At 60.7% G+C, this 25,678-nt stretch carries 26 protein-coding genes; 14 read left to right on the top strand and 12 right to left on the bottom strand.

Annotation, left to right across the window (positions count from 1 at the left end):
• Positions 1–22: 22 nt before the first annotated feature.
• From rsmB to def, 3 genes are all read right to left on the bottom strand, one after another.
• Positions 23–1,333, bottom strand: coding sequence for a 16S rRNA (cytosine(967)-C(5))-methyltransferase RsmB (rsmB, locus tag E3O56_RS02250; protein ID WP_032878600.1), 1,311 nt, complete (start codon positions 1,331–1,333; stop codon positions 23–25).
• A complete protein-coding gene (gene fmt / locus E3O56_RS02255) occupies positions 1,330–2,283 on the bottom strand; it encodes a methionyl-tRNA formyltransferase (protein WP_248127744.1) in 954 nt (317 codons plus the stop codon). The genes rsmB and fmt overlap by 4 nt, the downstream gene beginning before the upstream one ends.
• 69 nt (positions 2,284–2,352) lie before the next feature.
• Positions 2,353–2,859 (bottom strand): peptide deformylase, encoded by a 507-nt coding sequence (gene def / locus E3O56_RS02260; protein WP_005783383.1) that lies wholly within the window; start codon positions 2,857–2,859, stop codon positions 2,353–2,355.
• 135 nt (positions 2,860–2,994) lie between these two features.
• On the opposite strand from def, the gene E3O56_RS02265 reads away from it, so the two are divergent.
• The 3 genes from E3O56_RS02265 to E3O56_RS02275 all read left to right on the top strand — a co-directional run bounded on the left by E3O56_RS02265 (position 2,995) and on the right by E3O56_RS02275 (position 5,570).
• Positions 2,995–3,771, top strand: a complete 777-nt coding sequence (locus E3O56_RS02265; RefSeq protein WP_248127746.1) for a peptidoglycan-binding protein — start codon at positions 2,995–2,997, stop codon at positions 3,769–3,771.
• A gap of 63 nt (positions 3,772–3,834) precedes the next feature.
• Complete coding sequence (dprA, locus tag E3O56_RS02270; RefSeq protein WP_248127748.1) at positions 3,835–4,935, top strand: DNA-processing protein DprA; 1,101 nt, start codon at positions 3,835–3,837, stop codon at positions 4,933–4,935.
• Positions 4,936–5,012: 77 nt separating this feature from the next.
• Positions 5,013–5,570: an L-threonylcarbamoyladenylate synthase gene (locus tag E3O56_RS02275; protein WP_032878595.1), complete on the top strand. Its 558-nt coding sequence runs from the start codon at positions 5,013–5,015 to the stop codon at positions 5,568–5,570.
• 94 nt (positions 5,571–5,664) lie between these two features.
• On the opposite strand, the gene E3O56_RS02280 is transcribed toward E3O56_RS02275, so the two are convergent.
• Complete coding sequence (locus tag E3O56_RS02280; protein WP_248127750.1) at positions 5,665–6,642, bottom strand: quinone oxidoreductase; 978 nt, start codon at positions 6,640–6,642, stop codon at positions 5,665–5,667.
• Positions 6,643–6,819: 177 nt separating this feature from the next.
• Between E3O56_RS02280 and hemF the strand changes: the two genes are divergently transcribed.
• The gene (hemF, locus tag E3O56_RS02285) at positions 6,820–7,752 is read left to right on the top strand and encodes an oxygen-dependent coproporphyrinogen oxidase (RefSeq protein WP_103734096.1); all 933 of its coding nucleotides are present in this window, start codon (positions 6,820–6,822) and stop codon (positions 7,750–7,752) included.
• Positions 7,752–8,570 (top strand): shikimate dehydrogenase, encoded by an 819-nt coding sequence (gene aroE / locus E3O56_RS02290; RefSeq protein WP_032878592.1) that lies wholly within the window; start codon positions 7,752–7,754, stop codon positions 8,568–8,570. Before hemF ends, aroE begins: the two co-directional genes overlap by 1 nt.
• Positions 8,571–8,576: 6 nt before the next feature.
• On the opposite strand, the gene E3O56_RS02295 is transcribed toward aroE, so the two are convergent.
• From E3O56_RS02295 to betC, 3 genes are all read right to left on the bottom strand, one after another.
• The gene (locus tag E3O56_RS02295; protein WP_032878591.1) at positions 8,577–10,145 is read right to left on the bottom strand and encodes a SulP family inorganic anion transporter; all 1,569 of its coding nucleotides are present in this window, start codon (positions 10,143–10,145) and stop codon (positions 8,577–8,579) included.
• Between the two features lie 159 nt (positions 10,146–10,304).
• A complete protein-coding gene (gene choX, locus E3O56_RS02300; protein ID WP_032878589.1) occupies positions 10,305–11,219 on the bottom strand; it encodes a choline ABC transporter substrate-binding protein in 915 nt (304 codons plus the stop codon).
• Positions 11,220–11,237: 18 nt separating this feature from the next.
• A complete protein-coding gene (gene betC, locus E3O56_RS02305; RefSeq protein WP_005783394.1) occupies positions 11,238–12,752 on the bottom strand; it encodes a choline-sulfatase in 1,515 nt (504 codons plus the stop codon).
• Between the two features lie 103 nt (positions 12,753–12,855).
• On the opposite strand from betC, the gene E3O56_RS02310 reads away from it, so the two are divergent.
• The 6 genes from E3O56_RS02310 to E3O56_RS02335 all read left to right on the top strand — a co-directional run bounded on the left by E3O56_RS02310 (position 12,856) and on the right by E3O56_RS02335 (position 18,507).
• Positions 12,856–13,806, top strand: a complete 951-nt coding sequence (locus E3O56_RS02310) for a LysR family transcriptional regulator (protein ID WP_032878587.1) — start codon at positions 12,856–12,858, stop codon at positions 13,804–13,806.
• A 30-nt stretch (positions 13,807–13,836) separates the two neighbouring features.
• Complete coding sequence (locus E3O56_RS02315; RefSeq protein ID WP_032878586.1) at positions 13,837–14,163, top strand: DOPA 4,5-dioxygenase family protein; 327 nt, start codon at positions 13,837–13,839, stop codon at positions 14,161–14,163.
• Between the two features lie 176 nt (positions 14,164–14,339).
• Positions 14,340–15,299, top strand: a complete 960-nt coding sequence (locus E3O56_RS02320) for a 2-dehydro-3-deoxygalactonokinase (RefSeq protein ID WP_032878585.1) — start codon at positions 14,340–14,342, stop codon at positions 15,297–15,299.
• A 1-nt stretch (position 15,300) separates the two neighbouring features.
• A complete protein-coding gene (locus tag E3O56_RS02325; protein WP_005783399.1) occupies positions 15,301–15,921 on the top strand; it encodes a 2-dehydro-3-deoxy-6-phosphogalactonate aldolase in 621 nt (206 codons plus the stop codon).
• 48 nt (positions 15,922–15,969) lie between these two features.
• Positions 15,970–17,118 (top strand): galactonate dehydratase, encoded by a 1,149-nt coding sequence (gene dgoD, locus E3O56_RS02330; protein ID WP_005783400.1) that lies wholly within the window; start codon positions 15,970–15,972, stop codon positions 17,116–17,118.
• Between the two features lie 84 nt (positions 17,119–17,202).
• Positions 17,203–18,507, top strand: coding sequence for an MFS transporter (locus E3O56_RS02335; RefSeq protein WP_078822703.1), 1,305 nt, complete (start codon positions 17,203–17,205; stop codon positions 18,505–18,507).
• Between the two features lie 35 nt (positions 18,508–18,542).
• Here E3O56_RS02335 and E3O56_RS02340 read toward each other — a convergent pair whose 3' ends face one another.
• The 3 genes from E3O56_RS02340 to trpB form a co-directional block, all read right to left on the bottom strand.
• A complete protein-coding gene (locus E3O56_RS02340) occupies positions 18,543–20,201 on the bottom strand; it encodes a BBE domain-containing protein (protein ID WP_248127752.1) in 1,659 nt (552 codons plus the stop codon).
• A gap of 169 nt (positions 20,202–20,370) precedes the next feature.
• Entirely contained in the window at positions 20,371–21,180 is an 810-nt protein-coding gene (gene trpA / locus E3O56_RS02345; protein ID WP_005783403.1) for a tryptophan synthase subunit alpha, read from the bottom strand.
• The gene (gene trpB / locus E3O56_RS02350; RefSeq protein WP_005783404.1) at positions 21,181–22,407 is read right to left on the bottom strand and encodes a tryptophan synthase subunit beta; all 1,227 of its coding nucleotides are present in this window, start codon (positions 22,405–22,407) and stop codon (positions 21,181–21,183) included.
• Between the two features lie 111 nt (positions 22,408–22,518).
• On the opposite strand from trpB, the gene E3O56_RS02355 reads away from it, so the two are divergent.
• Entirely contained in the window at positions 22,519–23,415 is an 897-nt protein-coding gene (locus tag E3O56_RS02355) for a LysR family transcriptional regulator (RefSeq protein ID WP_248127754.1), read from the top strand.
• Positions 23,416–23,423: 8 nt separating this feature from the next.
• On the opposite strand, the gene E3O56_RS02360 is transcribed toward E3O56_RS02355, so the two are convergent.
• Positions 23,424–23,750, bottom strand: a complete 327-nt coding sequence (locus E3O56_RS02360; protein WP_003187304.1) for a DUF883 family protein — start codon at positions 23,748–23,750, stop codon at positions 23,424–23,426.
• Positions 23,751–23,907: 157 nt separating this feature from the next.
• Between E3O56_RS02360 and E3O56_RS02365 the strand changes: the two genes are divergently transcribed.
• Complete coding sequence (locus tag E3O56_RS02365; RefSeq protein ID WP_005783406.1) at positions 23,908–24,123, top strand: dodecin; 216 nt, start codon at positions 23,908–23,910, stop codon at positions 24,121–24,123.
• Positions 24,124–24,239: 116 nt separating this feature from the next.
• Positions 24,240–24,461, top strand: coding sequence for a DUF1161 domain-containing protein (locus E3O56_RS02370; protein WP_032878581.1), 222 nt, complete (start codon positions 24,240–24,242; stop codon positions 24,459–24,461).
• A gap of 57 nt (positions 24,462–24,518) precedes the next feature.
• On the opposite strand, the gene E3O56_RS02375 is transcribed toward E3O56_RS02370, so the two are convergent.
• The gene (locus E3O56_RS02375) at positions 24,519–25,520 is read right to left on the bottom strand and encodes an LLM class flavin-dependent oxidoreductase (RefSeq protein WP_078822708.1); all 1,002 of its coding nucleotides are present in this window, start codon (positions 25,518–25,520) and stop codon (positions 24,519–24,521) included.
• Positions 25,521–25,678 lie beyond the last annotated feature (158 nt).

Here is a 25,678-nt window from a genome sequence, read left to right on the forward strand (position 1 = left end):
CCGGTCACTCCCTTAAACCCATTCAGCCGCGTGCGGCGGCGATCTTGATCAGTTTGGCGTAGTAGAAGCCATCGTGCCCGCCTTCCTGCGCGAGCAGTTGGCGGCCGTGGGGCTGCTTGATGCCGGCGCTGGTAGCGAGGTCCAGTTCGCGCGCGCCGCTGGTGCGGGCGAGGAAGGCTTGGATGACCTCGGTATTTTCGGTGGGTAGCGTGGAGCAGGTGGCGTACAGCAGGATGCCGCCGACTTCCAGGGTTGGCCACAGGGCGTCAAGCAATTCGCCTTGCAGCACCGCGAGGGCGGCGATGTCGTCGGGCTGGCGGGTCAGCTTGATGTCCGGGTGCCGACGGATCACGCCGGTGGCAGAGCAAGGTGCGTCCAGCAGGATGCGCTGGAATGGCTTGCCGTCCCACCAGGTCGCTGTGTCGCGGCCGTCGGCGGCGATCAGGTCGGCGCTGAGGCCCAGGCGTGCAAGGTTTTCCCGCACGCGCACCAGGCGTTTGGCTTCAAGATCCACAGCCACTACACCGGCCAGGTCTTTTTCAACCTCAAGGATGTGACAGGTCTTACCGCCTGGCGCGCAGCAGGCGTCGAGTACGCGCTGGCCGGGGGCCAAATCGAGCAGGTCGGCCGCCAATTGCGCGGCCTCGTCCTGCACGCTGATCCAGCCTTCGGCAAAGCCCGGCAGGCTGCGCACATCAGTGGCGGCTTCGAGCACGATGCCGTCGGTGCTGTACACGCACGGGGTGGCGTTGATGGCGGCGTCGGCCAGTAATTGCAGATACGCATCACGACTATGGTGGCGACGGTTGACCCGCAGGATCATCGGCGGGTGCGCATTGTTGGCCGCGCAGATAGCCTCCCATTGCTCGGGCCAGAAGGCTTTCAGGGATTTTTGCAGCCAGCGCGGGTGGGCGGTGCGCACCACCGGATCATGTTCCAGCTCGGCCAGCAGTGCTTCGCTTTCACGCTGGGCCCGGCGCAGTACGGCATTGAGCAGGGCCTTGGCCCAGGGCTTTTTCAGCTTGTCGGCGCAACCGACGGTTTCACCGATGGCGGCGTGGGCCGGTACGCGGGTGTAGAGCAATTGATAGAGGCCCACCAGCAACAGCGCCTCGACATCAGCGTCTGCCGCCTTGAACGGTTTTTGCAGCAGCTTGGCTGCCAGTGCCGACAACCTTGGCTGCCAGCGGGCGGTGCCAAAGGCCAGGTCTTGGGTGAAACCGCGATCCCGGTCTTCGACCTTGTCCAATTGCGTGGGCAATGAACTGTTCAGCGAAGCCTTGCCGTTGAGCACGGCAGCGAGAGCCTTGGCGGCGGCCAGACGTGGGTTCATTGAGTGGCCACCCCGAGGATCGTGCCCAAGGCAAATTTCTCACGGCGGCTATTGAACAAATCGCTGAAGTTCAGCGCTTTGCCGCCGGGCAATTGCAGACGTGTCAGGCACAGCGCCTGCTCACCGCAAGCGACCAACAGCCCGTCTTTGCTGGCGCCGATAATCTCGCCGGGGGCGCCTTTGCCGTCGGCCAGGGTCGCGTTCAACACCTTCAAGGCTTCGCCGTTCAGGGTGCTATGGCAAATTGGCCATGGGTTGAAGGCACGTACCAGGCGCTCCAGCTCCACGGCCGGGCGGCTCCAGTCGATGCGCGCTTCGTCTTTGTTCAATTTGTGCGCGTAGGTGGCCAGGCTGTCGTCCTGTACCTCGCCTTCCAGGGTGCCTGCTGCGAGGCCGGCGATGGCCTGGATTACGGCAGGTGGGCCCATTTCGGCAAGGCGGTCGTGCAGGCTGCCACCGGTGTCTTGCGCGGTGATCGGGGTGGTGACTTTGAGCAGCATCGGTCCGGTGTCCAGGCCCGCCTCCATGCGCATCACGGTCACGCCGCTTTCGCTGTCGCCCGCCTCCACGGCGCGCTGGATCGGCGCCGCACCACGCCAGCGAGGCAGCAGCGAAGCATGGCTGTTGATGCAACCCAGGCGCGGGATATCCAGCACCGCCTGGGGCAGGATCAAACCGTAGGCCACCACCACCAGCAGGTCCGGTTTCAGCGCGGCCAGTTCGGCCTGGGCTTCGGCGTTACGCAGGGTCGGCGGTTGCAGCACCGCTATGTTGTGTTCAAGCGCCAATAGCTTGACCGGGCTCGGCATCAGTTTTTGCCCGCGACCGGCCGGGCGATCCGGCTGGGTGTACACCGCGACGATGTCATAAGGGCTGGCAAGCAGCGCCTTGAGGTGTTCGGCGGCGAATTCAGGGGTGCCGGCAAAAACAATGCGCAATGGCTCGGTCATGGGAGTTCTCGGTTAAAAACAGTCACAAAAGAAAAAGGCTTGCCGCAGCAAGCCTTTGGAAGAAGGGCATCAAGCTTGCTGGCGATGCTTTTTTTCCAGCTTCTTCTTGATCCGGTCCCGCTTGAGCGTGGACAGGTAATCGACAAACAGCTTGCCGTTAAGGTGGTCGCATTCATGTTGGATGCACACTGCCAACAGACCTTCGGCAATCAGCTCAAACGGTTTGCCATCACGGTCCAGGGCCTTGATCTTCACGCGCAACGGGCGTTCGACGTTCTCGTAGAACTCCGGCACCGACAGGCAGCCTTCCTGGTATTCGCCCATCTCATCGGTCAGCGGTTCGAACTCGGGGTTGATGTACACCCGGGGTTCGCTGCGATCTTCCGACAGGTCCATGACCACGACACGCAGATGCACGTTGACCTGGGTAGCGGCAAGGCCAATGCCCGGAGCTTCATACATTGTTTCAAACATGTCATCGACCAACTGACGAACCTTGTCGTCCACTACGGCCACCGGTTTGGCGATCGTGCGCAGGCGCGAGTCGGGAAATTCGAGGATGTTCAAAATAGCCATAAGCGTAATTGCTGCACATGTGAGGTAAAGACCAATCGGCGGTGGGATGGACCCACACGGCCGGTGTGAAGTGCTCAGAAGCCACGAGGGCCAAGGCATTTCACGCGAACGCACATAATAAAGGAGATTCACCCCATGAGGAAATCGCTACTCGTCTTGCTGCTGTGGGCCCCCGTCGCCATGGCGTTGATTCCCAAGCCCACTGAACGCCTGGATCACGCGACGCAACAGGCCATCCAGCACTTTTTACTGCATAACCGGATTGTCGATACGCCCCAGGACCTGGACAACGCGCCTTATATCGTCGCAGCGCAAGGCGGTCGCGTGCTGGGGGCCAACGGTGAGCGCGTGCATGCTCGCGGTCAGCTGGACCCGGCCCAGCCAAGCTACGGAATCTTTCGTCGAGGCAAGGTCTACACCGACCCAGGCACCCAGGAGCTACTGGGCATCAATGCCGACGATATCGGCACCGCACGCTTTGTGCTCGCCGACGACCTCACCACCCTGGCGGTGCAGCGGGTTACCCAGGAAATCCGTCCAGGTGACCGCTTGCTTGGTGCCCAACCTCCGATCGCGCTGAACACCCTGGCGTCAGCCAAATCAACGGCATTCATCGCAGGGCACATCATCGACATCCCCAGGGGCGTCACGCAGATTGGTGTGCTGGACGCCGTGACCCTGAACAAGGGCCGCCGCGATGGATTGATCGAAGGCCAGTTACTGACGGTGATCAAGGCGGGTGCCACGGTGCGAGACGTCCTTACCGGCACGCCAACACAACTCCCGGAAGAACGGGCCGGCACTCTTCTGGTGTTTCGCACCTATGAAAAACTCAGCTACGCCTTGGTGCTCAGTGCTTCACGCGCGCTGGCTGTAAAGGATCGTTTCGAGACCCGCCAACAAGCGCAATAAATAGCCTGCTAAATAAGTTACCAACAGAGTTATCCACAGCTTGTTCCGGTCAAGGATGATCAAATGAATCCGATAAACAGTAGCGAAATTTCTCCGGCAGAGCTGGAAGCCCGACTACGCTTGCACAGGCTGCCAGAACTGGGTCCCAAGCGTTTTCACGTATTGATTCAAGCGTTCGGCTGCGCCTCCAAGGCCCTCAGTGCCCCCGCCAGTGCCTGGCGTTCCCTCGGGTTGCCCGCCATCAGCGCCGATGCCCGGCGTAGCCCGCAAATCCGTGATGGCGCCAGTACGGCATTGGCCTGGTTAGAGCGTCCGGCCCAGCATTTGCTGATGTGGGACCAACCTGAGTACCCGGCCTTGCTTGCTCAGATCGACGACGCACCGCCGCTGTTATTCGTTGCGGGCGACCCGGGCATTCTGGAAAAACCACAGTTGGCCATGGTCGGTAGCCGGCGTGCTTCCCGCCCCGGCATGGACACGGCCGCCGCGTTTTCCCGCAGCCTGGCGAGCGCCGGTTTTGTCATCACCAGTGGTTTGGCGCTGGGCATTGACGGCGCAGCACACCAGGCAGCGCTGGGGGTGGGCGGTCGTACAGTCGGGGTGCTTGGCACCGGGCTGGAAAATTTTTATCCACAGCGCCACCGCAAGCTCGCTGCCGCGATGATTGCCCAAGGCAGCGCGGTGGTTTCTGAGTTTCCGTTGGACGCGGGGCCCCAGGCCGGTAATTTTCCACGGCGCAATCGGATTATCAGCGGGCTCTCGCTGGGGGTTCTGGTGGTGGAAGCCAGCATGGCCAGCGGTTCGCTGATCACCGCACGGTTGGCCGCAGAGCAAGGGCGCGAGGTGTATGCGATCCCGGGCTCCATTCACCATCCCGGTGCCAAGGGTTGCCATCAACTGATCCGTGATGGCGCGGTGCTGGTGGAAACCATCGAACACATCCTTGAGGCGCTGCGCGGTTGGCAGGCGTTATCGCGCCCTGCGCCGGTGCCGATCACCCACCCACTGGTGGCACTGCTGCATGCTGCGCCGCATACAAGTGAAGCCCTGGCGATTGCCAGTGGTCGGCCGTTGTCCCAGGTGCTGGCGACTCTTACGGAGCTGGAGCTGGAAGGCCAGGTCATCTGCGAAAGCGGGCGCTGGCTGGCGCGTTGCCAGGTTTAGGTGCTGCCGGTTTTTGGCGCTGGGTTTTGTAACGAAGATCGGTAAACTGCCCAGAGCTTTAGTCCGGAGATTAAATAATGGTCAACAGGTGGCGTGTGCTGCAAGCCGCACGGGAAATTCGCGCAGGCGCGGTGATTGCCTATCCGACCGAGGCGGTCTGGGGCCTGGGTTGCGACCCGTGGAATGAAGAAGCGGTGGATCGGCTATTGGCGATCAAGAACCGCTCGGTGGACAAGGGCCTGATTCTGGTAGCGGACAACATTCGTCAATTCGACTTCCTGTTCGAAGACTTCCCGGACACCTGGATCGATCGCATGGCCAGCACCTGGCCCGGGCCGAATACCTGGCTGGTGCCCCACCAGGACTTGTTGCCCGAATGGGTCACGGGTATGCATGACACCGTGGCGTTGCGGGTCACTGATCACCCGTTGGTGAGGGATTTGTGCGCTCAGGTCGGGCCGTTGATCTCCACGTCGGCCAACCCTCAGGGGCGCCCGGCGGCACGCACGCGTATTCGCGTGGAGCAGTATTTCCGCGGGCAAGTGGACTTGGTGTTGGGTGGCGCGCTGGGTGGGCGCAAGAACCCAAGCCTGATTCGGGACCTGGTGACAGGTGAGGTTGTGCGCCCCTCCTGAGATCGAGGCACGGCCATCGCGGGCAAGCCCGGCTCCCACATTTGATCAGTCATCGCGGTCAAATGTGGGAGCTGGCTTGCCTGCGATGACGCACTCAAGGCAACAGAATGGTTGAGCCAGTCGTGCGTCGCGCCGACAACTCGGTCTGCGCTTTGGCCGCATCCGCCAGCGGGTAGCGCTGGTTGATATCAATGCGCACCTTGCCGCTCTTGATCATCGAAAACAGATCGTCCGCCATCGCCTGCAAGTTCGCCGGATTGTTGGCGTAGGTCGCCAGCGTCGGGCGGGTCACGTACAGCGAGCCCTTGGCCGACAGAATGCCCAGGTTCACCCCGTCCACCGCGCCCGACGCGTTGCCAAAGCTCACGACCAAACCCCGTGGCGCCACGCTGTCCAGAGAGGTCAGCCAGGTGTCCTTGCCGACGCCGTCGTACACCACCGGCACCTTTTTACCGTCAGTCAATTCCAGCACACGTTGTGCGACATTCTCCTTGCTGTAGTCGATGGTTTCCCAGGCGCCGAGCGATTTAGCCAGGGCGGCCTTTTCCGGCGAACTCACGGTGCCGATCAGCTTCACGCCCAAGGCCTTGGCCCACTGGCAGGCCAGGGAGCCCACGCCACCGGCAGCGGCGTGGAACAGGATGATTTCGCCGCCTTTCAATTCGTAGGTCTGGCGCAACAGGTATTGCACGGTCAGGCCCTTGAGCATGGCCCCTGCGGCCTGCTCGAAACTGATGTCATCCGGCAGGTGCACCAGGTTGGCGGCGGGCAACACATGCAACTCGCTGTAGGCACCCAGCGGGCCGCTGCCGTAGGCCACGCGGTCGCCGACTTTGAACTGGGTGACTTCACTGCCCACGGCATCGACTACACCAGCGCCTTCTGCGCCCAGGCCCGATGGCAGCGCGGGCGGTGCGTAGAGGCCACTGCGAAAATAGGTGTCGATGAAGTTCAGACCGATGGCCTCGTTACGCACCCGCACCTGTTGTGGGCCAGGCTCCGCTGGCGTGTAGTCCACATACTCAAGTACTTCGGGGCCGCCGTGGGCGCTGAACTGGATACGTTTGGCCATCTGCACTTCTCCTTAGGTTCGAATCTGCGTAGCCCCCTATCGGACTCCTAAGCTTGATCTTCGTCAACTGCCGCGCACCTAAGTGCAGTGGCATGTGGGCGCAGTGGTATCCTGTGCGCCCATTTGCCGCCGACGCCCGATGGCCTCGCGTAGCTTTGCCCGATTCAAGGTGATGCCATGACTACCCGCACCGAGGCCGTTAAAGCCTACCTGCTTGACCTGCAAGATCGCATTTGCAACGCCCTGGAAACCTTCGAGACGGATACTCGCTTTATCGAAGACGCCTGGACCCGGCCTGCCGGTGGTGGCGGTCGCACCCGTGTGATCGAGAACGGTTCGGTGATCGAAAAAGGCGGTGTTAACTTTTCCCACGTGTTTGGCAGCGGTTTGCCACCGTCCGCCAGTGCCCATCGGCCTGAGCTGGCTGGTCGGGGGTTTGAAGCCTTGGGCGTGTCACTGGTGATTCATCCGCATAATCCCCATGTGCCGACATCCCACGCCAATGTGCGCTTTTTCATCGCTGAAAAAGAAGGCGAAGAGCCGGTGTGGTGGTTCGGTGGCGGCTTTGACTTGACCCCGTATTACGGCAACGAAGAAGACTGCGTCCACTGGCACCGTGTGGCCGAGCAAGCTTGTGCGCCCTTTGGCCCGGACGTGTACGCACGCTATAAAGCCTGGTGCGACGCCTATTTCCACATCAAGCATCGCAATGAACCTCGCGGTATCGGTGGCCTGTTCTTCGATGACTTGAACGAATGGGGCTTCGACACCTGTTTCGCCTTTATCCGTGCCATCGGCGATGCCTATATCGATGCCTACCTGCCGATTGTGCAACGTCGCAAGGCCATGGCGTATACCGAGCAGCAGCGTCAGTTCCAGGAGTTCCGCCGGGGCCGCTACGTCGAATTCAACCTGGTCTATGACCGTGGCACCCTGTTCGGTTTGCAGTCGGGCGGGCGTACAGAGTCGATCCTGATGTCGCTGCCGCCCCAGGTCCGTTGGAGCTACGACTGGAAGGCCGAGGCCGGTAGCGAAGAGGCGCGCCTCACCGATTATTTCCTGCAAGACCGCGACTGGCTCGGCGTCGTTGCAGCCAAGGCGGCGGTGTGATGGACCGTTATGTCGTGTTCGGCAACCCCATCGGCCACAGTAAATCGCCGCTGATCCACCGTATGTTCGCCGAGCAGACCGGCGAACAACTGGACTACAGCACGTTGCTCGCGCCGTTGGAGGATTTCACCCACTGCGCCCGTGAGTTTTTTCGCCAGGGCCGTGGCGCCAACGTGACCGTGCCGTTCAAGGAAGACGCCTATCGTTTGGCCGATACCTTGACTGAACGTGCCCAGCGCGCTGGAGCCGTGAACACCCTGAGCAAACTGGCGGACGGTACGTTGTTGGGAGACAACACCGACGGCGCCGGCCTGGTGCGCGACCTGACGGTCAACGCCGGGCTGAACCTGCAAGGCAAACGCATCCTGTTGTTGGGAGCCGGTGGCGCGGTGCGCGGTGCACTTGAGCCGTTGCTGGCACAGCAACCCTCTTCGTTGATCATCGCCAACCGCACCGTGGAAAAGGCCGAGCTGCTGGCTGAGCTGTTCGACGACCTGGGCCCGGTGTCTGCCAGTGGTTTCGACTGGCTACGTGAGCCGGTGGACGTGATCATCAATGCCACGTCCGCCAGCCTGTCAGGCGATGTACCGCCGATTGCCGGCAGCCTGATCGAGCCGGGCAAGACGTTCTGCTACGACATGATGTACGCCAAGGAACCTACCGCGTTCTGCCGCTGGGCTGCGGAACACGGCGCTGTGGTGGCGATGGATGGTTTGGGGATGCTGGTGGAGCAGGCAGCGGAAGCCTTCTTCCTGTGGCGTGGTGTGCGCCCTGATTCAGCGCCGGTGTTAGCCGAACTACGCCGTCAATTGGCCTGATCGTGTTCAATCTTGGAAATGGAGGGGGCAACTCTTGGCCCCTTCCAGTTTTCTTAACTCTTCGATTACTTGCGGCCTGGCCCCACGCAAGGTCAGGCTACGCCCCAACCGCGCCAACCGTCGCGCCTCCTGATGCAGCATCTCCACCCCGGAGTAGTCGATAAAATTGATCTGCTGCGCTTCGATCACCACCCGCGTGCCCTGCAGACTTTGCAGGCGTACTTGCAGGTAATGGCTGGCGCCAAAAAAGATCGAGCCACCCACGCGTAATACATCCTCGTCCCCATCGCGCCATTGCTGAACCCGTGGTTGCGAAGTGCGCTTGAGGTAGAAAAACAGCGATGCCAACACCCCGGCATAAATCGCCGTTTGTAGCTCCAGCAGCAAGGTGGCGACACACGTCAGGCCCATCACCACGAATTCGGCGCGGCTGACACGAAACAAAGCACGAATCCCTCGATGATCCACCAAACCCCAGCAAATCAGCAGGATGCTGGCGGCCATGCTGGGGATGGGAATATGCGCGATCAACGTCGCGCCGAACAACGCAAATAACGCCACCCACAGCGCCGAAAACACCCCAGCCAGGGGCGAACAAGCACCCGCCTCGTAACTGAGGCCCGAACGGGTGAACGAACCCGCTGACAGGTAGCCGGAGAAAAATCCGCCAACGATGTTGGATAAACCCTGGGCGCGCACTTCCTGGTTGGCGTCGAGTAATTGTTGCGAGCGAGCCGACAGTGAGCGCGCAATCGACAGGCTGGTCACCAACCCCAGCATCCCCACCGCCACCGCGCTGGGCAACAGGCGCAGTACCAGGTCCAGGTCCATCGGCAATGGACTGAACGGCGGCAACTGGCCGATAAACGAACTGACCAGCGCCACATGCCCGAACATCGTCGGCCACAGCCATGCCGTCAGGCTACCCAGGACTAAAGCGATCAACAGCGTCGGCCAGCGTGGCACCAGAGACTTGAGCAGCGCGCCCACCAGCAAAGTGCCGAGCCCGAGGATCAGGGACGCACGATCCCACTCACCGCCATGGTCGACCAGCGCCAGCAGGCTGTTGAGGGCGGTGGCCTGGCTCGGCAAGTCCAGCCCCAGCAGGTTCGGCAACTGCCCCAGGGCAATCACCACCGCGGCGCCCAGGGTGAAACCCAGCACCACCGAATGGGAGACAAAATTCACCAGCGCGCCAAAGCGCAGAAGGCCGAGCAACCACTGGAACACCCCGGCGAGGAAGGTCAGCAACAGGATGAGGGTGATGTAGTCCTGGGAACCTGGCACGGCCAATGGGCTGATACTGGCGTAAAGCACGATGGAAATCGCCGCCGTGGGCCCACAGATCAGGTGCCAGGAAGAGCCCCACAGGCAAGCGATCAAGACCGGGATGATCGCCGCGTAGAGCCCGTATTCCGGTGGCAGGCCGGCGATCAGTGCGTAGGCAATCGACTGTGGCAGGGCCAGTACGGCGCCACTGAGGCCGACGATCGCATCCCGGCCGACGCTGGCGCGGGTTTGGCGCGGGAGCCAGCTGAGGAAGGGGAAGAGTGTGTGGCGGTTGGGCCGGGGCATCGCAGGCTCGGGTAGAAGGTTTGGCTTAGAGTATCAGTACACACCGGCTCCCTGTGGGAGGGGGCTTGCTCCCGATAGCGGTGTTTCAGCCAATACATTCATAGCTGATAGGCCGTCATCGGGGGCAAGCCCCCTCCCACATTTGGATCCAGGCGCATCTTAGAGTTGGGCTTTGACCGCGGGCAACGCATCCTGGCCATCCAGGGTTTTCACGCCGTCGAGCCACTTGTCCAGCACCGCGGGGTTGGCCTTGATCCACGCTTTGGCCGCCTCGGCATTGCTGACCTTGTTGTTGGCCACCTGCGCCATGATGCCGTTCTCCATCTCCTGGGTGAAACTCAGGTTGGTCAGCAGTTTGGCGACATTCGGGCAGGCTTGGGCGTAACCCTTGCGGGTCAAGGTATACACGCTACCGGTGGCGCCAAAATACTGCTCGCCGCCCTTGAGGTAATGCATCTTCAACTGCACGTTCATCGGGTGCGGCGTCCAGCCGAGGAAGGTGACGAAGCGCTGTTTCTTCACCGCTCGCGACACCTCGGCGAGCATCGCCTGCTCGCTGGATTCGATCAGCTTCCACTGGCCCAGGTCGAAGTCATTCTTTTTGATGATCTCCTGCAACGAGATATTTGCCGGCGCGCCGGAGCCGATGCCGTAGATCTTCTTGTCGAACTTGTCGGCAAACTTGTTCAGGTCGGCAAAGTCACGTACGCCGGCGTCCCATACGTAGTCCGGCACCGCGAGGGTGAACTCGGTGCCGTCGAGGTTCTTCGCCAGTTGCACCACATCGCCGTTGGCCACGAACTTGTCATAAAAACCTTGTTGCGCCGGCATCCAGTTGCCGAGAAACACATCCACCTGGCCGTCCTTGAGCCCGCCAAAGGTGATCGGCACCGCCAGGGTATCGACCTTGGCTTTGTAGCCCATGCCCGTCAGCAAAAAGCCGGTAATGGCATTGGTGGCGGCAATGTCGCTCCAGCCTGGATCGGCCATCTTTACCGTTTCACAGCGAGCGTCTGCGTACACGTTGGCGCTGCCCAGCGCCAATATGCTCAGTACCACGGTCAACTTTTGCATGGCCTTCCCTCTGTCTGTTTATTGGTTTTGGCAGGGTTGTGGATAACGTGCCTTGCGCTCCAGGTCGTCGAGGTCGATATGGTTGCGCATGTACTGCTGACTGGCATCCACCTGTGGCTGGTGGTCCCAGCTCTTGAGCGTGCCTTGAGTCAGTGCCTCAAACACCAGGCGGCGGCGACGCTGGCTGGCAAGCACTTGCTGATGGATCGCCGGGATGTCCCATTTGGCCCGCGCCTCATGCAAAAAGGCCTCGAACAGCGAGCGATGTTCTGCTGACAGGCTGAGGTTCTCCCGCTCGTGCGGGTCGTTGCGCACATCAAACAGTAGGCAAGGGTCGTCTTCGCTGTAGATAAATTTGTAGGCGCCCCGGCGAATCATCATCAATGGGCTGATGGTGCCTTCGGCCATGTATTCGCCAAACACTTCGTCATGCCCGCCCTGCCCTTGCAGGTGCGGGACCAGAGAGCGACCGTCCAGCGGCAAGTGTGGGTCCAGCTCGCCGCCGGCCAGCTCCACCAGGGTCGGCAGCAGGTCGGCGGTGGACACGGCCTGAGTGACCCGCCCAGCCGCAAATTGGCCCGGCGCACTGATCAGCAGCGGCACGCGGGCGGCCATTTCAAACCAGTGCATTTTGTACCAGAGGCCGCGCTCGCCGAGCATGTCACCGTGGTCGCCGGAGAAGATGATCAGGGTGTCGTCAGCCAGGCCGGTGTCTTCCAGGGTTTGCAGGAGTTTGCCGACATTGCTGTCGATGTAACTGCACGCACCGAAGTAGGCGCGACGGGCATCGCGGATCTTGTCCACAGGCAGCGGTTTATCCCACAAGTCATAGACCTTGAGCAGACGCTGGGAGTGTGGGTCCAGCTCTGCTTGCGCCGGCGTTGCAGGCAAAGGGATGTCGGCGTCGTCGTACAGGTCCCAGAACGGCTTGGGAATGGTGTAAGGGTCGTGGGGATGGGTCATCGATACGGTCAGGCAGAAGGGCCGATCACCGTCCTCGCGGATATGATCGAACAGGTATTGCTGCGCCTTGAACACCACCTCCTCGTCGAAGTCCAGCTGGTTGGTGCGCACGCACGGGCCCGCTTGCAGCACCGAAGACATGTTGTGGTACCAGGTGGGGCGTACGTCGGGCTCATCCCAATTCACCGCCCAGCCATAGTCCGCGGGGTAGATATCGCTGGTCAGGCGTTCTTCATAGCCGTGCAACTGGTCGGGGCCGCAGAAATGCATCTTGCCCGACAACGCGGTGCGGTAGCCGAGGCGACGCAGGTAGTGGGCATAGGTCGGCACATCGGCGGGGAAATCGGCAGCGTTGTCGTAGGCGCCGATCTTGCTCGGCAACTGGCCGCTGACCAGAGTGAAGCGCGAAGGCGCACACAACGGACTGTTGCAATAGGCGGCCTCGAATACCACGCCTTGGGCGGCGAGGCGGCTGAGGTTGGGCAGCTTGATCGAGGAAGGCCCGTAGAACGGCAGCATGGGAGCGGCCATTTGATCGGCCATGATGAAAAGAATGTTCTTGCGCTTCATGGTTTCTCGGCATTCCATAGTAAGTGTTTATGCCAATGAGAATGCGGCCCATGGAAATCAGGGTAAAGCCCATGACAAGCAATGCCTAGGATAACGACAGCTTATGTATGAAGCGCTGGGTAACCTCTCTCTCGATCTGCTGCGAGCCTTCGAAGCGGCGGCGCGCCACCGCAGTTTTACCGCCGCGGCGATGGAGCTTGGCACCACCCAGCCGGCGGTCAGCCAGCAGATCAAGCGTCTTGAAGAACAACTGGCAATCCGCCTGTTTGACCGCATCTATCGCGGTATCGAACTGACCGACGCCGGCGTGCTGTTGTTCGAGCACGTACAGGGCGCCCTGCAAAGCATCAATCAAGGGCTCAGCACCATCACCCAACAGGACCAGCACGAAGTACTGCAAGTGGCTACCGACTTCGCCTTCGCCGCCTATTGGCTGATGCCGCGCCTGCATCGCTTTCACCAGGCCAACCCGCAGGTGGATGTGAGCCTGGTTACCAGTGAGCGCAACCACGCCAGCTTGCGCAGCGATATCGATGTGGCGGTGCTGTTCGGCGATGGCCGTTTCAAGCAGGGCGACAGCCTGTGGTTGTTCAATGAGGAAGTGTTCCCGGTATGCAGCCCGCAGTGGCTCAAGGCTCAGGCCGCGCCGATGACGGTGCAATCCTTGCCCGAGTACCCGTTGCTGCACCTGCGTCAGGAAAACAACAGCCAATGGTTCGACTGGAGCGGGGTGTTCCGCCAATTGGGTATATCCGCTGCGCCAACTCCCGGGCAATTGCGCTTCGACAACTACACCTTGCTGATTCAGGCTGCGATTGCCGGCCAGGGCGTTGCCATCGGCTGGCGCCATCTGGTGGATAACCTGCTGGAACAGAACTGGCTGTGCCGACCGATCAGCCCCACGGTGACCTCGCGTTTCGGTTATTACGTGGTGCAACCCCAGCGCAAACGCCGCGGGCAGTTGGTTGAGCGTTTTGTCCAATGGCTGATGGCGGAACAGGCCAGCAGTGCGCAGTCGTTGACCGGGCTGGCCCTGCCTTCGATTGCGGTCTAGGATCGGCACATCGTGGATCCGGAGTCCGTCATGCAACGTATCAAGGGCTATCACGCCCATATCTACTTCGACGCCAGCACCATCGACCAGGCGCGCACGCTGTGTGAGGACGCCGCCAGGCTGTTCCCGTTGCGCATGGGCCGTGTGCATGAGCGGCCGGTGGGCCCGCATCCGGATTGGAGCTGCCAGCTGGCATTCGAGCCGGAATACATCGGCGTGGTGTTGCCGTGGCTGGCGCTGCACCGCGATGGCCTGGTGGTCTTCCTGCACCCTGAAACCGGCGATGACCTGAAGGACCACACCGACTACGCGATCTGGATGGGTGCGATGCGCGAGCTAGATCTGTCGGTTTTTTAACTTTCCTTATCAGATAACGCCTTGCCTTTCCCTAAGTAAAAACAGGGAACGGTGTAGGATTAATCTTGCTTCGTCTCATTATGTGGGATCGATATTTATATATTGAGATATTCCGGCGCGTAGGTTTATATTCGCCCATCTGCTTTTTTCAGCACCCACTCATTTCAGGTGAAGCGATGCAGGCGCAATTGATCGCGCTCGATTGGGGGACCAGCTCCCTTCGTGCTTACAAACTCGGCTCGGCGGGCGTTGTGCTGGAACAGCGCGCGCAAGCCTGGGGCATCATGCATTTGCCCAGCGAGCCACGGGACATCAACGGTATTCATTGCACTGACGGCTTCGAGTTGGCGTTCGATAGCGCCTGCGGCGATTGGCTCGACGCCCAGCCTGAATTGCCAGTGATTGCCTGCGGTATGGTTGGCAGCGCGCAGGGTTGGAGCGAGGCGGCTTATTGCGCCACGCCTGTGGATGTCGCCAGCCTGGGCTTGGCGTTGCACCGCGTGCGCAGCCTGCGTGGGGTGGATGTGCATATTGTGCCGGGGGTGATTGAGCAAGCGGGTTTACCCAATGTGATGCGCGGCGAAGAAACCCAGGTGCTCGGCGTGCTGCAGGGGCTTGGGGCCCAAGTGCTGATCGGGTTGCCCGGCAGCCACTCCAAATGGGTCGAGGTGAGTGAAGGCTGCATTACGCATTTCGACACCTTCATGACCGGCGAACTGTTCGCGGTATTGAGCAAGCACAGCATCCTGGGCCGCACTCAGCAGCCGAGCGAACAATTCCAGGCCGAGGCCTTTGATCGTGGCGTGCACGTGGCGCTTTCAAAGGATGGCAGGCGTGGCGTGCTGTCGACCTTGTTCAGTGCCCGTACCCTGGGCCTGACGGCTGAGCTTGCACCCAACCAGCAGCCCGACTACCTGTCCGGCCTGTTGATCGGCCACGAACTCGCCGGTTTGCCAGACAGCGCCAAAACCAAGCCGATCATCCTGGTTGGCGCCGCCCCACTCTGCGCCCGCTATCAACGCGCTCTGGCCCTTTGCGGCTTCGCCCACGTCAGCCTGGCGCAGGAAGCCACCGAGCGCGGCCTGTGGCAATTGGCCGTGGCGGCTGGGCTCACTCAACCTGTAACGGAGGCCTGACATGCTCAAGCAAGCACTCGCGCAAAACGGTTTGATCGCAATCCTGCGTGGCATACGCCCGGACGAAGCCCAGGCCATCGGCCAGGTGTTGTACGACGCGGGTTTTCGTGTGATCGAAGTCCCGCTCAATTCGCCGGAGCCGTACACCAGCATTCGCACCCTGCGCGACAGCCTGCCCGCCGATTGCCTGATCGGCGCCGGCACGGTGTTGACGCCTGAACAGGTCGAGCAGGTGAAGGCGGCTGGTGGACAGGTGATTGTCATGCCCCATAGCGATGCCAAAGTACTGCGCGCCGCCAAGGCCGCAGGCCTGTACTTGTCGCCTGGCGTGGCGACGCCAACCGAGGCGTTTGCCGCACTGGCCGAAGGCGCCGACGTATTGAAGCTGTTCCCGGCCGAGCAGATCGGTCCTTCGGTGATCAAGGCGTGGCTGGCGGTATTGCCGGCGGGCACGCTGCTGCTGCCGGTAGGCGGTGTTACGCCGGACAACATGCAGGTGTTTATCGACGCCGGCGCAAAAGGGTTCGGGTTGGGCTCCGGGTTGTTCAAGCCGGGAATGACAGTGGATCAGGTCGCGAGCCGTGCCCAGGCTTATGTCGCCGCCTGGAAAGCCCTGAGCTGATAGCAAGTTCCGCGCCCGCAGGCGCTGCATCCATAAGAGAGACAAGAGATGAAAATCACCAAATTGACGACCTTTATCGTCCCGCCGCGCTGGTGCTTCCTCAAGGTCGAAACCGACCAGGGCGTGACTGGCTGGGGTGAGCCCGTGGTCGAAGGCCGCGCTCACACAGTGGCCGCCGCCGTCGAAGAACTGTCCGACTACCTGATCGGCAAAGACCCACGCAATATTGAAGATATCTGGACGGTGCTCTATCGCGGCGGGTTCTATCGCGGCGGTGCCGTGCACATGAGCGCCCTCGCCGGTATCGACCAGGCGTTGTGGGACATCAAGGGCAAGGCGCTGGGCGTCTCGGTCAGCGATCTGCTGGGCGGCCAGGTGCGTGACAAGATTCGCGTGTACTCGTGGATCGGTGGCGACCGCCCCGCCGACACTGCCCGTGCAGCCAAAGAGGCCGTGGCTCGTGGCTTCACTGCGGTGAAAATGAACGGCACCGAAGAACTGCAGTTCCTCGACAGCTTTGACAAAGTCGACCTGGCACTGGCCAATGTCGCTGCCGTGCGCGATGCGGTGGGCCCTAACGTCGGTATCGGCGTCGACTTCCATGGCCGCGTGCACAAGCCCATGGCCAAGGTGCTGATGAAAGAGCTTGATCCTTACAAACTGATGTTCATTGAAGAACCGGTGCTCAGCGAAAACTACGAAGCATTGAAAGAACTGGCGCCGCTGACCAGTACGCCGATTGCCCTGGGCGAGCGCCTGTTTTCGCGTTGGGATTTCAAGCGTGTGCTCAGCGAAGGCTACGTCGACATCATCCAGCCGGACGCCTCCCACGCAGGCGGGATTACCGAAACCCGCAAGATCGCCAACATGGCCGAAGCCTACGACGTGGCCCTGGCCCTGCACTGTCCGCTGGGCCCGATTGCCCTGGCAGCGTGCCTGCAACTGGATGCGGCTTGCTACAACGCATTTATCCAGGAGCAAAGCCTGGGTATCCACTATAACGAAAGCAACGACCTGCTCGACTACGTGCGCGACCCGGGCGTGTTCGACTATGACCAGGGCTTTGTGAAGATCCCCAACGGCCCGGGCCTGGGCATCGAGATCAACGAGGAATACGTGATTGAGCGCGCGGCTATCGGCCATCGCTGGCGCAATCCGATCTGGCGCCACGCCGACGGCAGTTTTGCCGAGTGGTGATTTTTATCTGAAGGAATGCGCTCCCACATTGACCGCGTTCCTTCAGCACGTTTTGTCCTCAACAAACATAAAAAGAGGCACCCCATGCACCCTGAATCCCACACCGGGCAGGCTTCTTTAGTCACGCCTAGCCGAAAGCGCTTCTTCATCATGGTGCTGCTGTTCATCACCGTGGTGATCAACTACCTGGACCGCAGCAACCTGTCGATTGCCGCGCCTGCGCTGACCAGCGAGCTGGGTATCGACCCGGTGCAGGTCGGGCTTATTTTTTCCGCTTTCGGCTGGACTTACGCGGCCATGCAAATCCCCGGCGGCTGGCTGGTAGACCGGGTGCCGCCGCGCATTCTGTATACGGCCGCCCTGCTGCTGTGGTCGATTGCCACCGTGATGCTCGGTTTCGCCGCCAGCTTTATCGCGTTGTTCGTGTTGCGCATGGCCGTTGGCGCGTTGGAGGCACCGGCCTATCCCATCAACAGCCGTGTGGTCACCACCTGGTTTCCCGAGCGCGAGCGCGCCACGGCTATCGGCGTCTACACCTCCGGGCAATTTGTCGGCCTGGCGTTCCTCACGCCGGTACTGGCTTGGCTGCAACACCAGTACGGCTGGCACATGGTGTTTGTCGTTACCGGTGGCGTCGGCATCCTGTGGGCCGCGATCTGGTACGCGGTGTATCGCGAGCCCAAAGATTTCAAAGGCGCCAATGAGGCTGAAATCCAGTTGATCCGTGACGGTGGTGGGCTGGTGGACATGCAGGCGCAAACGGCCAAGGCACCCTTCAGTTGGGTCGACCTCGGTATCGTGCTGAGCAAGCGCAAACTCTGGGGCATCTACCTGGGGCAGTTTTGCCTGAACTCTACGCTATGGTTCTTCCTGACCTGGTTCCCGACGTACCTGGTGAAATATCGCGGCATGGACTTTATCCAGTCAGGTTTGTTGGCGTCGTTGCCGTTCCTGGCCGCTTTTGTGGGCGTGCTGTGTTCGGGGGTGTTTTCCGATTGGTTGATCCGTCGTGGTGCCTCGGTAGGCTTTGCCCGCAAGTTGCCGATCATCAGTGGGCTGCTGATTTCCACGGCGATCATCGGTGCCAATTACGTGGACTCCACGGCGTGGGTCATCGCGTTTCTGGCGGTGGCATTTTTCGGCAATGGCCTGGCGTCGATCACCTGGTCGCTGGTTTCGACCTTGGCGCCTGCGCGGTTGCTTGGGCTGACCGGAGGCGTGTTCAACTTCATCGGTAACCTGTCGGCAATCGCTACGCCCATCGTGATTGGCTTTCTGGCCAGTGGTTCGTCGTTTGCGCCGGCGATTACTTACATCGCGGTGCTGGCGTTGCTGGGAGCACTTTCCTACATATTGCTTGTAGGTAAAGTCGAGCGGATCGAGCTGTAAAAAAGGGCGACCTTGGAGTCGCCCTTCTTTCGCGATTACGGCACCGACATTTCGTTATGGAAAATGTTGTGTGGGTCCCAGCGCTGCTTGGTACGCCGCAGGCGGCTTTCGATGATCAGGTCGGGAAAGAAGATCTTGTACCACTGTGGGTTTTTGCCATTGGCCGGATTGCCACCGATGTAGGTCATATCGAGGTCGGGGTAATTGATGTAACAACCTTCAAACTCGTCGTTGACCGGTACGCCCTGATCATCGGCGAACGCGTTGAAGTACAACCCTCGGATCCAGTCGGCATGGGCTTGATCCGAGGCGGCGCTATCGCCGCGCCAGTAACATTGCGGTTGCCACTTGAGGTATGACGAGCGCTGAGCGGCTGACGACTCCCTGCGCACTGGCTCGCTGGCGGCATTGATCTGGCCACCGAAAGACTGAATCTGAATGAGGCTTTGTGTCAGGTGGTTATCAGGGTCTGGCCAGGTCAATGTGGTCCAGATGGCGTCCAGCACTTGAGGGCTGAACACGCCCTTCTGATAAGCCGACTTATAACGCCCACGCTGGTTGTCCCCCGAGCCATTCAATGTCTGTTGGCATACCAGCCAATCCAGGCGTTGGGTAGCTTCCTCGGCGGATTCCAATGAATTGATGGTGCGTCCCGCGCAGCTACCACGCGGCTGATGGATGACGTGAAACGGCACCAGTGACTCGGTAGCAGGTAGCCCGATGGCTGTCAGCATCTTGTCGACAAAATCATCGAAAGGGGCTCGCTCGTTCAGTTCGCCATCCTTGTCCACATAGTGAATACCCAGGGTCACATTGCCTGTGTGCTGGTGGCGCATCTCCAGCTTGGTCGCCAGGCCCCAAGTGTCCGTGTTGCTTTGATTGCTGGCGAACCATGATTGATAGGCCGCCAGCAGGTTATCGAGTGCAGGCTTGGTCAGTACGGACCAGTCCCATTCCAACACCAGCCACAGTACCTCTTTCGGTGCCGGTGGCAGGTCTTTGAAGTAATAGCTGGTGATGATGCCGAACTGTCCGCCACCGGCACCGCAACACGCGGCGAACAGGTCCAGTTCGTCCTGATTGGTGCTGTCGCGAGAAACGTGGCGCGGTTCGAGGCCTTTGCCAAGGCTGTCGGGCACCAGGATATCCACACCGCTGAGCCAGTCACATACCAGTCCATATTTGCGCGACAGCAGCCCATAGCCGCCTCCGCAAATATGTCCGCCAAGGCCCACTGAATAACACGAACCACCGGGCAGGGTTTTGTTGGCCAGCTTGTATAACGCGACATAGGCATCCCAGTTTTGTCCGCCGGCTTCCAGGCGAAAGCTATAGCGTTCAGCAGCGCTGGGGTCCAGCTCGGAGCCGATTTGCCCGCTGGCGTCGTAGACCACCTGGTTCAACGCACTGATATCCAGAATCGACAGTACCTCAAGTGGACTGTCGGGCATCTTGTTGGCGACAAAGCCTTCGTAGCAATGACCACCACTGCGTACGGTGATGCGCCCCTCGGGAAGGGCCAATGCCTGCGCGGCGGCGTCAATGATGTCTTGTGGGCTGCGGCAGAGGTAGATCAGGTTGGCGCCATTTTGCGAAGACTGACCCTGCACATTGCCCAACGGCCAGCGCAGGTTGAAGCCCTTTTGCAAGGTTGAGTGACGGGAGTCTGAAGAGGTAATGAGATCAAAGGCCATGATGTACTCCTGAGAGCCAGGGATGACTTCTGATGCAACTAACTTAACGACCGGGAAGCAAGAAATGCGGGGGGCTTGCGAGGGTGGTTAGACGGCAATAGGCATGGAAGTGCGTTGGGGTGACGTGGTGTCACCCCTCAGCGTAGCGCAAGTATCAAAACGCAGGTGCTTACTTGCGTGCGTTGCGCACACCTGCCGACAGCGCCGCGCAATGACTCAGCACGCCATCGATCGCTTGCTGGTCGCTGCCGGCATTGGCGATGTGATCGATCAGTGCCGAACCCACCACCACACCGTCGGCCAGGCGCGCAATGGCCGCAGCTTGTTCCGGTGTACGAATACCGAAACCGATGCTGATCGGCAGGTCGGTGTGGCGACGCAGACGCGTGACCGCTTCTTCGACGTGTTCCAGCGTGGCGGCGCCGGCACCGGTCACGCCTGCTACCGACACGTAATACACAAACCCGGAACTGCCGTTGAGCACCGTCGGCAGGCGTACGTCATCGGTGGTCGGCGTGGTCAGGCGGATAAAGTCGATGCCCGCGGCCTGAGCCGGGTCGCACAACTCGCCGTTGTGCTCAGGTGGCATGTCGACCACGATCAGGCCGTCGACGCCGGCTGCCTTCGCATCGGCGATAAACTGCGGCACACCGTATTTGTGAATGGGGTTGAAGTAGCCCATCAACACCAGGGGGGTGTCGCTGTCGTCGGTGCGGAACTCGCGGACCATTTGCAGGGTTTTCGCCAGGTTTTGCTTGGCGTCCAGCGCACGGATATTAGCCAGTTGAATCGCCGGGCCGTCTGCCATCGGATCGGTGAAGGGCATGCCCAGCTCGATCACGTCGGCGCCGGCGGCCGGCAAGCCCTTGAGGATCGCCAGCGAGGCGTCATAACCCGGGTCGCCAGCGGTGACGAAGGTCACCAGGGCGGCGCGGTTTTGTTCCTTGAGTTGCGCAAAGCGGGTTTGCAGGCGGCTCATTTAGTGTTTCTCCTGCTTGGACTGTTCCATGTGATGCATCACGGTCTGCATATCTTTGTCGCCACGGCCCGAGAGATTGACCACCATCAGATGATCCTTGGGCAGGGTGGGTGCGCGCTTGAACACTTCAGCCAGGGCGTGGGCGCTTTCCAGCGCAGGAATTATCCCTTCCAGGCGGCAGCATTTGTGGAATGCATCCAGGGCTTCGTCATCAGTTACCGAGGTGTACTGGACGCGGCCGATGTCATGCAACCAGGCGTGCTCAGGGCCGATGCCGGGGTAGTCGAGGCCGGCGGAAATCGAATGGGCGTCGATGATCTGGCCGTCGTCGTCCTGCAGCAGGAAGGTGCGGTTGCCGTGCAGCACGCCGGGTACGCCGCCGTTGAGGCTGGCGGCGTGCTTGCCGGTTTCGATGCCATGGCCCGCTGCTTCGACGCCGATGATTTCGACGCTGGTGTCATCCAGGAACGGGTGGAACAAGCCCATGGCGTTGGAGCCACCGCCGATGCACGCCACCAGGCTGTCCGGCAGGCGGCCTTCCTGGGCTTGCAGTTGGGTGCGGGTTTCCTTGCCGATCACGGCCTGAAAGTCGCGCACCATGGCCGGGTAAGGATGCGGGCCGGCCACGGTGCCGATCAGGTAGAAGGTGCTGTCGACGTTGGTCACCCAGTCACGCAGGGCTTCGTTCATGGCGTCTTTGAGGGTGCCGGTGCCGGCGACCACCGGGATCACTTCGGCACCCAGCAGCTTCATGCGAAACACGTTGGCCTGCTGGCGCTCGATATCGGTGGTGCCCATGTAGATCACGCATTGCAGGCCGAAGCGTGCGGCAACCGTAGCGGTGGCTACGCCGTGCATACCGGCACCGGTCTCGGCGATGATGCGTTTCTTGCCCATGCGCCGTGCCAGCAGGATCTGGCCGATGCAGTTGTTGATCTTGTGCGCGCCGGTGTGGTTCAGCTCTTCGCGCTTGAGATAGATCTTGGCGCCGCCACAGAACTCCGTCAGGCGTTCGGCGAAGTACAGCGGGCTTGGGCGTCCGACGTAATCGCGCTGGAAGTAGGCCAACTCTTCATTGAACGCTGGATCCACTTTGGCCGCTTCGTATTCACGGGCCAGGTCGAGGATCAACGGCATCAGCGTTTCAGCCACGTAGCGGCCGCCGAACGCACCAAACAGGCCGTTGGCGTCAGGGCCGTTGCGTAGATCGGTCTGGGACTGGGTCATGGGGCGCTCCAGGAATGAATGTGTGTTGAGAGGCAATGACGGCCACTCTACCCCTGACGCTTTGGCCTGAAAACCGATAAGATCGCCGTAACCTGTCAGGAAAACTCACAGATGAGCCGCGACCTACCACCCCTCAATGCCTTGCGTGCTTTTGAAGCCACCGCCCGCTTCAGTAGCGTCAGCCAAGCCGCTGAGCAACTGCACGTGACCCACGGTGCGGTCAGCCGGCAGTTGAAAGTACTGGAAGAACATTTGGGTGTGAGCCTGTTCGTCAAGGATGGACGTGGCCTTAAACTCACAGATGCAGGCGTACGGCTTCGGGATGCCAGCGTGGAGGCTTTCGAGCGGCTGCGGGACGCGTGCGCCGAACTCTCCCAAAGCGGCGTCGACGCGCCCTTCGTGCTCGGCTGTTCGGGCAGTTTGCTGGCGCGCTGGTTTATCCCCCGGCTGGGGCGCTTGAATGCGGACTTGCCAGATTTGCGCCTGCACCTGTCGGCGGGCGAAGGCGATCTGGACCCCCGGCGGCCAGGCCTGGACGCCTTGCTGCTATTCGCCGAGCCGCCGTGGCCGGCCGACATGCAGGTGTACGAGCTGGCCAGCGAGCGCATCGGCCCGGTGTTGAGCCCTCGTTTCGCAGGTTTTGAACAGTTGCGTCAGGCTCCAGCAACGGCATTGGTAAGCGAAGCGTTGTTGCACACCACCTCACGACCCCAGGCCTGGCCCAGTTGGGCGCGGCAACACGGCATCGAGCCCGGCGCGTTGAAACTCGGCCAGGGGTTTGAGCACTTGTATTATTTGCTGGAAGCGGCAGTAGCAGGATTGGGAGTGGCGATTGCGCCAGAACCACTGGTGGCAGAGGACCTGCAAGCGGGTCGCCTGGTGGCGCCGTGGGGCTTCAGCGAAACCCCGGCGCACCTGGCGTTGTGGCTACCCAAGCGCGCCGCAGACGGGCGCGCCGGGCAGTTGGCGCAATGGCTCAAGGCTGAGCTGTTGCGTCAACCGGTGTAACCGGTCAATCAGTCACCGCGCTTGCACAGCAGGTAGGCTGCCAGCAAGCCCAGTGCACCTACGGCAACGCCGGCGGTAGTCCATGGGTGCTCTTGTGCATAGTCACGGGTGGCAGCACTGGTTTCACGAATTTTGACTTTGCTTTCTTCATAGGCGTCGCTGATCAGGTGGCGAGAGTGCTTGAGGGCGTTCTCGGCATTGCTTTTCAGGGCCTTCAGCGTTTTGCGCGACTCATCGGACGCGTCGTCCTTGAGGCTCTCCAAAGATTTGAGCAGGCTCGAAATCTCGGCTTCCATGCTTTCCAGCGACGCTTTGCGTAAAGAAGTGTTGGCCATGTGGACATCTCCTGAAGTGATTGAGTGGCGTGTGTAGATACCGACTGCGCCGGTTTCAGAAAGTGCAGTAATTCTGAACTTTCACCTCCCAGCGGTCGCCAGAAGCAGTAAGCACATTCGCTGCTAGTCTTGATTGACGACCTATAGGAGAAACGCCATGAGTGATCATCACACCTACAAGAAAGTCGAACTGGTGGGCTCTTCCACCACCAGCATCGAAGACGCAATCAACAATGCTCTGGCTGAAGCCAACAAAAGCATCAAGCACCTGGAGTGGTTCGAGGTGACTGAAACCCGTGGTCACATCAAGGATGGCAAGGCCGCGCACTTCCAGGTCACGCTGAAAGTGGGGTTCCGAATTGCGAGTAGTTAATCCGCTCAGTTGAACTTTGCCCGCTGGCCGATTGCCATAACCTGCGCTACAACGAATGCGTGCCGATGCGATGAGCGTTGGCACGCTCTTTTTGATCAGCGCAAGGAAAGTAACGGATGAAGAAGTTTCTGTTGGCGGTGGGTTTGTTGAGCATTGCGGGTACGGCGATGGCAGCCAAGGACTGTGAGGAGCTGAAAAGCGAGATCGCAGCGAAAATCGATGCCAAGGGCGTACCGCATTACTCTTTGGAAATCGTAGATAAAGGTGCCGCAGCGGGTGGTGACGTCGTAGGGACGTGCGGCGGCGACACCAAGGAAATTGTCTACAAGCGCGGTTGATTCCGTGCTCCAGACATAAAAACCGACGCAAGTGCGTCGGTTTTTTTCGCTTGGATTTCAGCCCTTCATCACCTGTGCCAGCAGCTCGTAGGAATGAATCCGGTCGGCGTGCTCATAAAGGTCACTGGTAAAAATCAGCTCATCGGCGCCGGTCTGCTCGATCAACACCTCCAGCTTGGCGCGAATCTTCGCCGGGCTACCCACCATGGCCAGGCCAAGGAAGCTACCCACCGCGTCTTTTTCATGGGGCAGCCACAAGCCGTCCATGGTTTTTACCGGTGGGCGCTGCACCAGGCTCTGGCCGCGCATCAGCGCGAGGATGCGTTGGTACACCGAGGTGGCCAGGTAATCGGCCTGTTCGTCGGTATCGGCTGCCACCAGTGGAATGCCGAGCATCACGTAGGGCTTGTCCAGTACCGCCGAAGGCTTGAAGTGATTGCGGTACACACGAATCGCCTCATGCATCAGGCGCGGTGCGAAGTGGGAGGCGAAGGCGTAGGGCAAGCCACGCTCACCGGCCAATTGCGCGCTGAACAGGCTCGAACCCAACAGCCACACTGGCACATTGGTGCCCGTGCCCGGTACGGCGATCACCCGTTGGTCGGGCGTACGCGGGCCCAGGTAGGCCATGAGTTCGGCTACGTCTTCGGGGAAGTCATCGGCACTGCCGGAACGTTCACGGCGCAGGGCGCGAGCGGTCATCTGGTCAGAACCGGGCGCGCGGCCCAGGCCCAGGTCGATACGGCCGGGGTAGAGGCTTTCCAGAGTGCCGAACTGTTCGGCAATCACCAAGGGCGCGTGGTTAGGCAGCATGACGCCGCCAGAACCGACACGAATGGTCGAGGTGCCGCCAGCCAGATAGCCGAGCAATACTGAAGTGGCAGAACTGGCGATGCCGTCCATATTGTGGTGCTCAGCCACCCAGAAGCGGTTGTAGCCGAACTTTTCCACGTGTTGGGCCAAGTCCAGGGAATTGCGCAGCGATTGCGCCGGGCTGCCATTGGCACGCACGGGCACCAGGTCGAGGGTCGAAAACTTTACGTCGGACAGCGATTTCATCAGCCTGCTTCTCCAATAGGGCGTACAGGCTTTTTTAAACGAGCTAAAACCTGCCGCTGCATGTGCATACTCTATGCAATGAGGGCATATACCCGAGATTCAATAGGTGGCTCCGAAATTTCCTACTGTATTGCTAGGTTTCTCCGACAAGGTGAACT

Source organism: Pseudomonas sp. W2Aug9, assembly GCF_023127755.1.
In the GTDB taxonomy this organism is placed as follows: domain Bacteria; phylum Pseudomonadota; class Gammaproteobacteria; order Pseudomonadales; family Pseudomonadaceae; genus Aquipseudomonas; species Aquipseudomonas synxantha_A.

Coding starts and splice junctions, on each gene's coding strand:
- rsmB (WP_032878600.1), bottom strand. CDS start 1,333: ATGAACCCACGTCTGGCCGCCGCCAAGGCTCTCGCTGCCGTGCTCAAC.
- fmt (WP_248127744.1), bottom strand. CDS start 2,283: ATGACCGAGCCATTGCGCATTGTTTTTGCCGGCACCCCTGAATTCGCC.
- def (WP_005783383.1), bottom strand. CDS start 2,859: ATGGCTATTTTGAACATCCTCGAATTTCCCGACTCGCGCCTGCGCACG.
- E3O56_RS02265 (WP_248127746.1), top strand. CDS start 2,995: ATGAGGAAATCGCTACTCGTCTTGCTGCTGTGGGCCCCCGTCGCCATG.
- dprA (WP_248127748.1), top strand. CDS start 3,835: ATGAATCCGATAAACAGTAGCGAAATTTCTCCGGCAGAGCTGGAAGCC.
- E3O56_RS02275 (WP_032878595.1), top strand. CDS start 5,013: ATGGTCAACAGGTGGCGTGTGCTGCAAGCCGCACGGGAAATTCGCGCA.
- E3O56_RS02280 (WP_248127750.1), bottom strand. CDS start 6,642: ATGGCCAAACGTATCCAGTTCAGCGCCCACGGCGGCCCCGAAGTACTT.
- hemF (WP_103734096.1), top strand. CDS start 6,820: ATGACTACCCGCACCGAGGCCGTTAAAGCCTACCTGCTTGACCTGCAA.
- aroE (WP_032878592.1), top strand. CDS start 7,752: ATGGACCGTTATGTCGTGTTCGGCAACCCCATCGGCCACAGTAAATCG.
- E3O56_RS02295 (WP_032878591.1), bottom strand. CDS start 10,145: ATGCCCCGGCCCAACCGCCACACACTCTTCCCCTTCCTCAGCTGGCTC.
- choX (WP_032878589.1), bottom strand. CDS start 11,219: ATGCAAAAGTTGACCGTGGTACTGAGCATATTGGCGCTGGGCAGCGCC.
- betC (WP_005783394.1), bottom strand. CDS start 12,752: ATGAAGCGCAAGAACATTCTTTTCATCATGGCCGATCAAATGGCCGCT.
- E3O56_RS02310 (WP_032878587.1), top strand. CDS start 12,856: ATGTATGAAGCGCTGGGTAACCTCTCTCTCGATCTGCTGCGAGCCTTC.
- E3O56_RS02315 (WP_032878586.1), top strand. CDS start 13,837: ATGCAACGTATCAAGGGCTATCACGCCCATATCTACTTCGACGCCAGC.
- E3O56_RS02320 (WP_032878585.1), top strand. CDS start 14,340: ATGCAGGCGCAATTGATCGCGCTCGATTGGGGGACCAGCTCCCTTCGT.
- E3O56_RS02325 (WP_005783399.1), top strand. CDS start 15,301: ATGCTCAAGCAAGCACTCGCGCAAAACGGTTTGATCGCAATCCTGCGT.
- dgoD (WP_005783400.1), top strand. CDS start 15,970: ATGAAAATCACCAAATTGACGACCTTTATCGTCCCGCCGCGCTGGTGC.
- E3O56_RS02335 (WP_078822703.1), top strand. CDS start 17,203: ATGCACCCTGAATCCCACACCGGGCAGGCTTCTTTAGTCACGCCTAGC.
- E3O56_RS02340 (WP_248127752.1), bottom strand. CDS start 20,201: ATGGCCTTTGATCTCATTACCTCTTCAGACTCCCGTCACTCAACCTTG.
- trpA (WP_005783403.1), bottom strand. CDS start 21,180: ATGAGCCGCCTGCAAACCCGCTTTGCGCAACTCAAGGAACAAAACCGC.
- trpB (WP_005783404.1), bottom strand. CDS start 22,407: ATGACCCAGTCCCAGACCGATCTACGCAACGGCCCTGACGCCAACGGC.
- E3O56_RS02355 (WP_248127754.1), top strand. CDS start 22,519: ATGAGCCGCGACCTACCACCCCTCAATGCCTTGCGTGCTTTTGAAGCC.
- E3O56_RS02360 (WP_003187304.1), bottom strand. CDS start 23,750: ATGGCCAACACTTCTTTACGCAAAGCGTCGCTGGAAAGCATGGAAGCC.
- E3O56_RS02365 (WP_005783406.1), top strand. CDS start 23,908: ATGAGTGATCATCACACCTACAAGAAAGTCGAACTGGTGGGCTCTTCC.
- E3O56_RS02370 (WP_032878581.1), top strand. CDS start 24,240: ATGAAGAAGTTTCTGTTGGCGGTGGGTTTGTTGAGCATTGCGGGTACG.
- E3O56_RS02375 (WP_078822708.1), bottom strand. CDS start 25,520: ATGAAATCGCTGTCCGACGTAAAGTTTTCGACCCTCGACCTGGTGCCC.